General features: G+C 72.7%; 9 protein-coding genes and 1 pseudogene. 2 read left to right on the top strand and 8 right to left on the bottom strand.

The window, feature by feature from the left end; all coding sequences use genetic code 11:
• Window positions 1–443: 443 nt before the first annotated feature.
• The 8 genes and pseudogenes from tyrS to argC form a co-directional block, all read right to left on the bottom strand.
• Window positions 444–1,712: a tyrosine--tRNA ligase gene (gene tyrS, locus AB0K82_RS41110; RefSeq protein WP_364408120.1), complete on the bottom strand. Its 1,269-nt coding sequence runs from the start codon at window positions 1,710–1,712 to the stop codon at window positions 444–446.
• Window positions 1,713–1,967: 255 nt separating this feature from the next.
• Complete coding sequence (locus AB0K82_RS41105; RefSeq protein WP_364408117.1) at window positions 1,968–2,594, bottom strand: DNA-3-methyladenine glycosylase; 627 nt, start codon at window positions 2,592–2,594, stop codon at window positions 1,968–1,970.
• Window positions 2,594–4,024, bottom strand: a complete 1,431-nt coding sequence (gene argH / locus AB0K82_RS41100; protein ID WP_364408114.1) for an argininosuccinate lyase — start codon at window positions 4,022–4,024, stop codon at window positions 2,594–2,596. Before argH ends, AB0K82_RS41105 begins: the two co-directional genes overlap by 1 nt.
• 364 nt (window positions 4,025–4,388) lie before the next feature.
• A pseudogene (locus AB0K82_RS41095) lies at window positions 4,389–4,892 on the bottom strand (arginine repressor); the annotation flags it as partial.
• A complete protein-coding gene (locus tag AB0K82_RS41090) occupies window positions 4,889–6,061 on the bottom strand; it encodes an acetylornithine transaminase (RefSeq protein ID WP_364408111.1) in 1,173 nt (390 codons plus the stop codon). The pseudogene AB0K82_RS41095 and the gene AB0K82_RS41090, both read right to left, overlap by 4 nt.
• Window positions 6,058–6,975, bottom strand: a complete 918-nt coding sequence (gene argB / locus AB0K82_RS41085) for an acetylglutamate kinase (protein WP_364408108.1) — start codon at window positions 6,973–6,975, stop codon at window positions 6,058–6,060. Before argB ends, AB0K82_RS41090 begins: the two co-directional genes overlap by 4 nt.
• Window positions 6,972–8,126 carry a bifunctional glutamate N-acetyltransferase/amino-acid acetyltransferase ArgJ gene (gene argJ / locus AB0K82_RS41080; protein WP_364408105.1) on the bottom strand — a complete coding sequence of 385 codons (1,155 nt, stop codon included), beginning with the start codon at window positions 8,124–8,126 and terminating at the stop codon, window positions 6,972–6,974. The genes argB and argJ overlap by 4 nt, the downstream gene beginning before the upstream one ends.
• On the bottom strand, window positions 8,123–9,151 hold the full coding sequence (gene argC / locus AB0K82_RS41075; RefSeq protein ID WP_364408103.1) for an N-acetyl-gamma-glutamyl-phosphate reductase: 1,029 nt from the start codon (window positions 9,149–9,151) through the stop codon (window positions 8,123–8,125). Before argC ends, argJ begins: the two co-directional genes overlap by 4 nt.
• A 93-nt stretch (window positions 9,152–9,244) precedes the next feature.
• On the opposite strand from argC, the gene AB0K82_RS41070 reads away from it, so the two are divergent.
• Window positions 9,245–9,628 (top strand): hypothetical protein, encoded by a 384-nt coding sequence (locus AB0K82_RS41070; protein ID WP_364408100.1) that lies wholly within the window; start codon window positions 9,245–9,247, stop codon window positions 9,626–9,628.
• A 187-nt stretch (window positions 9,629–9,815) separates the two neighbouring features.
• Window positions 9,816–10,883: CHAD domain-containing protein (locus AB0K82_RS41065; RefSeq protein ID WP_364408097.1), on the top strand; the 1,068-nt coding region annotated here is incomplete at its 3' end.

Here is a 10,883-nt window from a genome sequence, read left to right as displayed (position 1 = left end):
CACCGTCCGGACCAGAACAACTCCGTGTGGGCTTCCCCCGGGCCGGCCGCCTTCCGGCGTCCCGCTTCCCTTGGGGCGAAGAGAACATTACGTCCACCTGGATAACCCGTCAAATCGGCGTTACGTGATCGCGTATGCGCTGATCGCGAGGATCCGGCTGCGTCTCGACTCGTGACCGCGAAGACTCGACAGGCGCGAAGTAGACCGTGCGTTCGGACGGTCTACGGCGATCTCTCCCACCGCTACGGCCGAGTCGCCTCGAGGATGTCTCCCAGGCCGTGCCCGAGCGGCACCCCAGGCTCGTCAACGCGGCCTCGGCTCGGACGATTCCGCCGCGTGCCGGTCGTCGCTCCAGGACGAAGCCCGGCACGGGTCTCCGCTCGCGTACCGTCTGTGCGTGCTCGGGGCGGGCGGCACCCCGGTAGGGGCGCCGCCCGGTGAGGTCACTCGGAGGCGACCGTCACTCCGCCGATGTTCCGCTTGCCACGCCGCAGCACGAGGAAGCGGCCGTGCAGGAGGTCGCCCCGGTCGGGTACGGCCGCCTCATCGGTGACCTTGACGTTGTTGACGTACGCCCCGCCCTGGGCGACCGTGCGGCGGGCCTCGGACTTGCTGCCGACCAGCCCGGTCGCCGCCAGCAGGTCGACGACCGGAGGCAGCGGCCCGGACACGGTCGTGGACGGCACCTCGGCGAGCGCGCTGCCCAGCGTGCGCTCGTCCAGCTCGCCCAGGTCGCCCTGGCCGAACAGCGCACGAGACGCGGCGATCACGCGTTGCGTCTCCTCGGCTCCGTGGACGAGCGTGGTGAGCTCCTCGGCGAGGGCGCGCTGCGCCGCTCGAGCGGCCGGGCGTTCGCTCGTCGCCTTCTCCAGCTCCTCGATCTCCTCGCGGCTCCGGAAGCTGAAGTACCGCAGGTACGTCGAGACGTCGCGGTCGTCCGCGTTGAGCCAGAACTGGTAGAAGGCGTACGGCGAGGTCAGCTCGGGATCCAGCCAGTACGTCTCGCCGCCGGCCGTCTTGCCGAACTTGGTGCCGTCGGCGCGGGTGACGAGCGGGGTCGTCAGCGCGTGCGCGCTTCCCCCTTCCACCCGCCGGATGAGGTCGACGCCCGCCGTGAGGTTCCCCCACTGGTCGTTGCCGCCGGTCTGGAGCCGGCAGTCGTACCGGCGGAACAGCTCCAGGAAGTCCATCGACTGCAGCAGCACGTAGCTGAACTCGGTGTAGCTCAGGCCGGTGGTGTCCAGCCGCGACTTCACCGTCTCCCGCGCGAGCATGCGGTTGACCGGGAAGTGCTTGCCGATGTCGCGCAGGAACTCGATGGCCGACATGGGGCCGGTCCAGTCGAGGTTGCTGACGATCAGGCCGCGGTCACCGGTCAGGTCGAGGAACCGCGACACCTGCGCCCGGATGCGCTCGACCCAGCCGGCGACGACCTCCTCGGAGTTCAGCGTGCGCTCGGCGCTCTTGCCGCTCGGATCGCCGATCAGCCCGGTCGCCCCGCCGACCAGTCCGATCGTCCGGTGGCCCGCCTGCTGGAACCGGCGCAGCGTCAGCAACTGCACCAGGCTCCCCACGTGGAGCGAGGGCGCGGTCGGGTCGAAACCGCAGTAGAGCGTGACCGGCCCCGAGGCGAGCATCGCCCGCAGATCGTCCAGGTCGGTGGACTGTGTGATCAGGCCCCGCCAGGCGAGATCGTCCAGTATGTCGGCCACGTTCTTCCTCGTCTCGTGCGTACGTCCGGTCTCTACAAGGATGCCGGACCGGTTCGACATCAAGGTAACGGGGCGTCTGGTGGGTCTCCCACCGATTTCCCCCGCCCCCGGACACCGTCGGCCGTTCCAGCGGAGAGACTCTCCGCTGGAACGGCCGACGGGGTGCAGGTTCTCGAGCCTGGCGCGATCTCCCGCCGAACGCGGCCGAACGCGGACGTACCCTCCGGCACGGCCGGTCTCGCGGATCTAGCGGATCTAGCGGCGCGCCTCCGGACCCCGTCGGTGGCGGGGAGTGTGCAGACGGTAGGCGGAGACGCTCGGGTCCCCGTCGATCCAGAACCGCCAGGGCACGTCCTTGGCGCTGGTCACGCCCGTACGGGGGCCGGTGCGTACCTCGGCGGGCGGCGCGCCGGGCAGGACGCGCAGGGGGCTCTCCAGGTCGCACACGTCGGCGCCGTACAGGGTGCGGTCGATCGCCAGGGCCTCGCAGAGCCGGGCCGGGCCGCGGGCCAGGTCGCGTTCCGAGGAGCGCGGCCGGCGTGCCATGGCCAGTTCGCGGCCCTCGACGATCTCCCCCGCCCGGATCAGCACGGCCGCGGCGGTGCCCTCCTCCAGGCACACGAGGTTCACGCAGTAGTGCATGCCGTATGTGAAGTACACGTACGCGTGGCCGGGCGGACCGAACATGACGGCGTTGCGGTCCGTCCGGCCCCGGTAGGCGTGCGAGGCCGGATCGAGGGGCCCGGCGTACGCCTCCACCTCCGTCAGGCGCACCGCGACCGTGCCCTGGGGGGAGGATCGCTCGAGGACGCACCCGAGCAGGTCGGGCGCCACCTCTTCGGGCAGCCGGTCGAAGAACGCGCGCGGGAGCGGAGCGCTCATCAGGCCCCCGAGGCCGCCCAGGAGGCGTGACCGTCGACGAGGGAGCGAAGCGTCGTGAGCTGCTCGGCGACGCGCTCCGGAGAGGTGCCGCCGTACGCCTTCCGCGCGGCCAGCGCGCCCTGGACGGAGAACACGTCGCGGACGTCCGGGGTCAGGTGCGGAGAGACCTTGGCGAGCTCATCGTCGCTGAGGTCGCCGAAGTCCTTGTCGTTGACCTGGCACCAGACGACGAGGTGGCCGACGACCTCGTGCGCGTCGCGGAACGGCACGCCCTTGCGGACGAGCAGCTCGGCGACGTCGGTGGCGAGGGCGAAGCCCTGGGGCGCGAGGGCCTCCAGGCGCTCGGTGTTGACGCGCATGGTGGCGATCAGACCGGACACGGCGGGCAGGACGAGCAGGAGGGTGTCGACGGCGTCGAACACGCCCTCCTTGTCCTCCTGCAGGTCGCGGTTGTACGTGAGCGGCAGGCCCTTGAGGGTGGTCAGCAGGGCGGTGAGGTGGCCGATGAGCCGGCCGGTCTTGCCGCGGGCGAGCTCGGCGACGTCCGGGTTCTTCTTCTGCGGCATGATCGACGACCCGGTGGCGTACGTGTCGTCCATCTCGATCCAGCGGAACTCCTGGGAGGCCCAGAGGACGACCTCCTCCCCCAGCCGCGACAGGTGCACGCCGATCAGGGCGGCCGCGGCGAGGAACTCGACGGCGTAGTCGCGGTCGCTGACGGCGTCCATCGAGTTGGGGGCGGCCGCGGCGAAGCCGAGCTCCTCGGCGACGGCCTCCGGGTCGAGGGGCAGGGAGGACCCGGCGAGCGCGCCGGAGCCGAGCGGGCTGATCGCGGCCCGTTTGTCCCAGTCCCGCAGCCGGTCGACGTCGCGGGCGAACGCGTGCACGTGTGCCAGGAGCTGGTGGGAGAAGAGCACCGGCTGGGCGTGCTGCAGGTGGGTCATCCCCGGTGCGGCGACCCCGAGGTTGTGGTCGGCCTGCGCGATCAGCGCGGTCTCCAGCTCCACGAGCCGGGAGACGATCTGCCGGACGTGGTCTCGCAGGTAGAGCCGCAGATCGGTGGCGACCTGGTCGTTACGGCTGCGCCCGGCGCGCAGCTTGCCGCCGAGAGCGCCGAGGCGTTCGAGCAGGCCGCGTTCGAGCGCGGTGTGGACGTCCTCGTCGGCGACGGCCGGCCGGAACTCGCCGGAGCGGCAGGCGTCGTCGAGATCGTCGAGCGCGTCGAGCATGCGGCGCAGCTCGTCCTCGGTGAGCAGGCCCGCCCGGTGCAGGACCCGCGCGTGGGCGCGCGACCCCAGCAGGTCGTACGGGGCGAGCCGCCAGTCGAACTGCACGCTGACCGACAGCCGGGCGAGGGCCTCGGACGGACCGCCCTCGAACCGGCCGCCCCACAGCCTGGTCGGTGTCTTGCGCTGCTGGTCGTCCGTCACGCTGTTCTTCTCCCTGGGAAGCTGTTGGCAGGCGTCCTTGACCGGCCGCCGATGCGAAACTACTGCATGTCAGGCGGGCCGTGTCGGCGGCCGTCCGTAGGCGGCCGAAAAGCTCGATCATGAAGGTGTTCCCGGCGAGTGCCGGGGTGTGCTCCGGGCCGGAGCATCGGTCGGGCGCCGCACCGGGCGGTGCCCTTCGGGGGTGTCCGGTGGCACCGGACACCCCCTACGGTCGTCGTTCGGCGTGCTGCGGGACCGTCGGCGCGCCGGCACCCCGAGCACCGGGGTCGTCCGCGCCGACGGGCTCCCATGACTGGTCGGCGGGGCCGCCGACGTCACGCGGACCGCGCACGGCGCGTTCGTCCGGGCGCCGCTCGGTCAGCGCGAGCAGGGCGGCCGCGAGGTCGGCGCCGCCCGAGGGATCCCGCGCGATCACGAGGACGGTGTCGTCGCCGGCGACCGTGCCGAGCACGGTCGGCCAGTCGGCGTGGTCGATGGCCGAGGCGAGGAACTGCGCGGCGCCGGCCGGCGTCCGTACGATGACGAGGTTGGCGGAGGCCTCGGCCGAGACGAGCAGCTCCTGGGCGAGCCGGGCCAGGCGGCCGCCGAACGTCTCGGCGGCGCCGGTCCGGGCGCGGCGGATGCGCTCGCCGCCCTCCCCGGGCACCGCGTAGATCAGTGAGCCGTCCTCGGCCCGCAGCTTGACCGCGCCGATGTCGACGAGGTCGCGCGACAGGGTGGCCTGCGTGACGTCGACGCCGGCGTCGGCGAGCAGCCGGGCCAGTTCGCTCTGGGAGTGCACGGCGTTGCGGCCGAGCAGTTCGATGATCCGCGACTGCCGTGCCGTCTTGGTCAGGGGCGTGGTCATGTCGCCCCTAGTATGCCCGGCAGGGCCGCGATGAAGGAGTCCGCTTCGTCCGCCGTGATGATCAGTGGCGGGGCGAGCCGGACGGCCTGCGGCGCGACGGCGTTGACGAGGAAGCCGGCGTCGCGGGCGGCGGCCTCGACGGCCGCGGACTTCGGCTCGGTGAGGACGATCGCCCGCCACAGTCCCCGGCCGCGTACGCCCGCGAGGAGCGGGTGGTCGACCGCTTCGATGCCGGCGGCGAGCCGGTCGCCGACCTTCGTGACGTGGTCGAGGAGTCCGTCGCGCTCGATGGTGTCGAGCACGGCGAGCGCGGCGGCGCAGGCCACCGGGTTGCCGCCGAACGTCGAGCCGTGGTCGCCCTTGCCGAACGCGGTGGCGTACGGGCCGAAGCCGACGCAGGCGCCGATGGGCAGTCCGCCGCCGAGCCCCTTCGCCAGCGTGATGACGTCGGGCCGGACGCCCTCGTGCTGGTGCTGGAACCAGGTCCCGGTCCGGCCGATGCCGCTCTGGATCTCGTCGAGGACGAGCGCCGCGCCGGCCTCGTCGCAGATCGCTCGCGCGGCCGTGAGGTAGCCCTCCGGCGGGGGGATGATTCCGGCCTCGCCCTGGGTCGGCTCGAGGAAGACGGCCGCGCAGTCGCCGGTGACGGCGGCCCGCAGCTCGTCGACCGAGCCGTACGTCACGAAACGCACGTCCGCGGGGAACGGGCCGAACGGCTCGCGGATCGCCGCCTTGCCGGTCAGCGCGAGGGAGCCCATCGTCCGGCCGTGGAAGCCGCTCTCGGCCGCGACGACGTAGCTCCTGCCGGGGCCGGCGTACCGCCGGACGAGCTTGTAGGCCGCCTCGTTGGCCTCGGTGCCGGAGTTGGTGAAGAACACGCGCCCGTCGCCGCCGAGCAGGCCGAGAAGGCGCTCGGCGAGGAGCACCTCGGGCTCGTGCAGGAACAGGTTCGAGGTGTGCGCGAGGGTGGCGACCTGCGCGGACACCGCCTGCACGAGCGCCGGGTGGGCATGGCCGAGCGAGGAGACCGCGATGCCGCCGATCAGGTCGAGGTAGGAGGCGCCGTCGGTGTCCCAGACCCGGCAGCCCTCGCCGCGGGCGAGCGCGACCGGCGGGACGCCGTAGTTGGGCATCAGCGCGGCTTCGAACCGCTTCCGCAGGTCGTTCATGACGGCACCACCATCGTTCCGATCCCCTCGTCGGTGAAGACCTCCAGCAGCAGCGCGTGCGGGACCCGGCCGTCGAGGACGTGGGCGCGCGGCACCCCGCCGCGCACCGCGCGCAGGCATGCCTCCATCTTCGGCACCATGCCCGCCGACAGGTCCGGCAGCAGCGTCTCCAGGTCGGCGGCGGTGATCTGGTCGATCACCTCGGAGGCGTCCGCGGAGCCGTCGGCCGGCCAGTCGGAGTAGAGTCCCTCGACGTCCGTCAGCACGATCAGCTTGCCGGCCTGCAGGGCGACGGCCAGCGCGCCCGCCGCGGTGTCGGCGTTGACGTTGTAGACCTCGCCGTCCTCGCCGCGCGCGATGCTGGAGATCACCGGGATGCGGCCGTCGTCGAGGAGACTGCGGACCGCGCCGGTGTCCACGTCGACGATCTCACCGACCATGCCGAGGTCGACCTCCCGGCCGGCCACGACCGCGGTCTTCCGCTCGGCGGTGAACAGCCGGGCGTCCTCCCCCGACATGCCCACGCCGAACGCGCCGTGCTGGTTGAGCAGCCCGACGACGTCGGGACCGACCTGGCCGACCAGCACCATGCGGACGACGTCCATCGTCTCCGGCGTGGTCACCCGGAGCCCGGCCGTGAAGGTGCTCTCCAGCCCGAGCCGGTCGAGCTGGGCGTTGATCTGCGGACCCCCGCCGTGCACGACGACCGGGCGGAGCCCGGCGTACCGGAGGAAGGCGACGTCGCGGGCGAAGGCCAGCCGCAGCTCGTCGTCGATCATGGCGTGGCCGCCGTACTTGATCACGACGGTCGTGCCGTGGAACTCCTCGAGCCAGGGCAGCGCCTCGATGAGCGTGGCCGCCTTCTGCAGGGCGGCGGCGCTCGCCTGCGTACGTATGCGCGGTTTCGTCGTCATGAGGAGTACGCGGAGTTCTCGTGGACGTAGTCGGCGGTCAGGTCGGTGGTGTGCACGGTCGCGGTGTGGGCGCCGGAACCGAGGTCGACCGTGATGGTCACGTCCCGCGGCCGCATGTCGACCTTGGCGCGGTCGTCGCCGACGGAGCCGTTGCGGCACACCCAGACGCCGTTGATCGCGACGTTGAGCCGGTCCGGCTCGAACACGGCGTCGGTCGTGCCGACGGCGGCCAGCACGCGGCCCCAGTTCGGATCCTCGCCGTGGATCGCGCACTTGAGCAGGTTGCTGCGGGCCACCGCGCGCCCGACGAGGACCGCGTCCTCGGCGTCGGCCGCGCCGACGACCTCGATCGCGATCGCCTTGGTGGCGCCCTCGGCGTCGAGCAGCAGCTGCCGGGCCAGGTCGGCGCAGATGTCGGTGACCGTCTGGGCGAGCTCGTCCTCGGACGGGGTGACCCCGCTCGCGCCGCTGGCCAGCAGCAGGACCGTGTCGTTGGTGGACATGCAGCCGTCGGTGTCGAGCCGGTCGAAGGTCGTCTCGCACGCCCGCCGCAGGACCCGGTCGAGGGTCGCCGCGTCGACGTCGGCGTCGGTCGTGATGACGCAGAGCATGGTGGCGAGGGCGGGGGCGAGCATGCCCGCGCCCTTGGCCATGCCGCCGACCGTGTAGCCGTCGGTCGCCCGGCGGAACGCGATCTTGGCGACGGTGTCCGTGGTCCGGATCGCGTCGGCCGCCGGGAGGCCGCCGTCGCGGGACAGCTCGCGGGCCGCCTCCTCGACGCCGGCCAGCAGCGTGTCCATGGGCAGCCGCTCACCGATCAGGCCGGTGGAGCAGACCGCGATCTCGCCGGCCGAGTCGTCGAGGACGGCGGCGACCTTCTCCGCGGTCTGGTGCGTGTCCTGGAAGCCCGCCGGGCCGGTGCAGGCGTTGGCCCCGCCGGAGTTCAGCACGACGGCGCGCACCCGCCCGCCGCGGAGTACCTGCTCCGACCACAGCACCGGCGCGGCCTTCACGCGGTTGCGGGTGAAAACACCGGCCGCCGCGCGGGTCGGGCCGTCGTTGACGACGAGGGCGAGGTCGCGTTCACCGCCCTTCTTGATGCCGGCGGCCAGGCCGGCCGCTCTGAAGCCGAGAGGGGCGGTGACGCTCACGGGGCGACTCCGATCGTGGTGAGACCCAGTTCTTCGGGCAGACCGAGGGCGAGGTTCGCGCTCTGCACGGCCCCGCCGGCGGTGCCCTTGGTCAGGTTGTCGATGGCGGCCACCGCGACGACGCGGCCGGCCCGCTCGTCGAGCGCGACCTGGACGACGGCGGTGTTGGCGCCGAGCGTCATGGCGGTCGCGGGCCACTGCCCTTCGGGCAGCAGGCGGACGAACGGTTCGTCGGCGTACGCCTGGGCGTACGCCTCGCGCAGGCGCTGCGCGGTGACGCCCGGCGCGGCCTTGGCCGAACAGGTGGCGAGGATCCCCCGGCTCATCGGCGCCAGGGTCGGCGTGAACGACACGGTGACCGGGTGGCCGGCCACCGCGGAGAGCTGCTGGGTGATCTCCGGGGTGTGGCGGTGGACGCCGCCCACGCCGTACGCGCTCATGGAGCCCATGACCTCGCTGCCGAGCAGGTTGGGCTTGGCCGCCCGGCCCGCGCCGGAGGTGCCGGAGGCGGCCACGATCACGGCGTCGGGCTCGGCCAGCCCGGCGGCGTACGCGGGGAACAGCGCCAGCAGCGACACGGTCGGGTAGCAGCCCGGCACCGCGATGCGCCGGGTGTCGCGGAGCCGCGCGCGGTTGCCGGGCAGCTCCGGCAGACCGTACGGCCACGTGCCGGCGTGCGTGCCGCCGTAGTAGTGCTCCCACTCGGCCGCGTCGGAGAGCCTGAAGTCCGCGCCGCAGTCGACGACGAGCACGTCGTCGCCGAGCCCCTCCGCGATCGGCCCGGACTGCCCGTGCGGCAGGGCCAGGAAGACCACGTCATGGCCGGCCAGGGTCTCGGGCGTCGTCTCCGCGAGTACCCGGTCCGCGAGGGGGTACAGGTGCGGCTGGTGTGCCCCGAGGAGAGTGCCCGCACTGGACGCGGCGGTCAGCGCGCCGATCTCGAACTCGGGGTGCCCGGACAGAACACGCAGCAGCTCACCGCCCGCATAGCCGCTCGCTCCGGCGACCGCCGCACGCGTGCCCATCGTCTCCTCCTCCGCCGATGCGTTAAGTATGCATTTCCCTGCATCATCATGCAACCGCCGTCCCGGTATGCGAGAAGACGCTACTGTCCCTCCATGCGCCGCATCGCCGTGCTCTCGCCGCCGCTGGCCGTCCTGCTCCTCGCCGCCGCCTGCGGTTCGGGTGGCACGCCGAAGACCACGCGAACGGTGACGGCCGACGCGGTTGACTGCGGGCAGATCGACGCCGCCGGCGGCGCCCCCGCGTACCTCAAGGTGACCAAGGGCTCGGCTGCCTGCGGGGAGGCGGTCTCGGTCTACAAGGCGTTCTTCGCCGCGGTCGCCGAGGGCAAGGCGCCCGGACAGGGCAGCGGAGGCGGGCTCGCGGTCCAGGGCTGGTCATGCGTGATCTATCCGTCCGACCAGATCCAGCAGAACGGCCGCGGCGCCGACTGCACCAAAGGCGGCACCACCGTCACCGCGTTCCAGAAGGCGCACTGATCACCGCCTCCCAGAAGGCACGCTGATCACCGCCTCCCAGAAGGCACGCTGATCACCGCCTCCCAGAAGGCACGCTGATCACCGCCTCCGCTCCGCGGATGGCCACTCTCCCGCCACGACGATTCTTCGACGGCCGCGAACTGGGTATGTCGTTTGCCCCGATATAGCGCTGTTTAAGGAGAATGACGTGACTCGCCATACGGAGCTCGAGCGAAAGTACGACGCCGACGCCGACTTCGTGCTTCCGGACCTGGAGGTGCGGGTCGGCGCCCCCGCGACGCACACCCTCCAGGCACGCTACTTCGACACCGAGGACCTGCGCCTCGCCGCACGCGGGATCACCCTGCGCCGCCGCCAGGGCGGCGACGACGCCGGATGGCACCTGAAGCTGCCGGCCGGCAAGAACACCAAGCGTGAGATCCGGCTGCCGCTCGCCGAGAGCGCGCAGGACGTTCCGGCGGAGCTGGTCACGCTCGTCACCGCCCACGCCCGTGGCCGCCCGCTGATCCCCGTGGCCGAGGTGGAGACCCGCCGGGTCGAACGCCCGCTGCTGGACGAGGACGGCCGGGTGCTGGCGAAACTCGCCGACGACACGGTGCACGCGCACCCGTTCGGGCGGAACGACGGCGAGGTCCGCCTGATGGCCTGGCGGGAGATCGAGATCGAGGCCGTCACCGCCTCGGACGACTTCCTGGGCGCCGTCGGCGACCACCTGCTCGACGCCGGTGCCCGCGAGGCGGTCGCCCGGTCCAAGCTGGCACGGACCCTGGAGACGGTCCCCGCCACGACGCGCCCGCCGGCCACCGGCACCGCCGGCGACGTGCTGGTGACCTACCTGGGCAAGCACTTCGCGAAGATGCTGGCGCATGACCCCCTGGTCCGGCTGGCCGACCACGACGACGACTCGGTGCACAAGATGCGGGTGGCCGCCCGGCGGATGCGCAGCCTCCTGCGCACCCATCGGCGTCTGATCGAGCCGGCTCACGCCGCCGGTCTGGAGACCGAGCTGAAGTGGCTGGCCGACGCCCTGGGCGAGGTCCGCGACTTGGAGGTCCTCCGGGCGCGGTTCGAGCAGCGCCTGGCGCGGTTGCCGGATGCCGACCAGGAGCCGAGCTGGCTCGCCGGAATGGCGGCGGAGGAGCTCCGTGCCCGCGACCGGCTCCGGGAGGCGCTGTCGGCGCCGCGCTACCTCGCCCTCCTCGACAGCGTCGACGCCTTCCTCGCCTCCCCGCCTCTCCTCGGCCGGCGCGCCGGC

The sequence above is a fragment of the Actinoallomurus sp. NPDC052274 genome (assembly GCF_040679475.1).
Taxonomy (GTDB): Bacteria; Actinomycetota; Actinomycetes; order Streptosporangiales; family Streptosporangiaceae; genus Actinoallomurus; species Actinoallomurus liliacearum.
This window is presented reverse-complemented; position numbering and strand designations above follow the sequence as displayed.

Bases quoted from the DNA above. Each gene is read 5' to 3' on its own strand.
- AB0K82_RS41090 (WP_364408111.1), bottom strand. From the start codon at position 6,061: ATGAACGACCTGCGGAAGCGGTTCGAAGCCGCGCTGATGCCCAACTAC.
- AB0K82_RS41070 (WP_364408100.1), top strand. From the start codon at position 9,245: ATGCGCCGCATCGCCGTGCTCTCGCCGCCGCTGGCCGTCCTGCTCCTC.
- argC (WP_364408103.1), bottom strand. From the start codon at position 9,151: ATGGGCACGCGTGCGGCGGTCGCCGGAGCGAGCGGCTATGCGGGCGGT.
- AB0K82_RS41105 (WP_364408117.1), bottom strand. From the start codon at position 2,594: ATGAGCGCTCCGCTCCCGCGCGCGTTCTTCGACCGGCTGCCCGAAGAG.
- argB (WP_364408108.1), bottom strand. From the start codon at position 6,975: ATGACGACGAAACCGCGCATACGTACGCAGGCGAGCGCCGCCGCCCTG.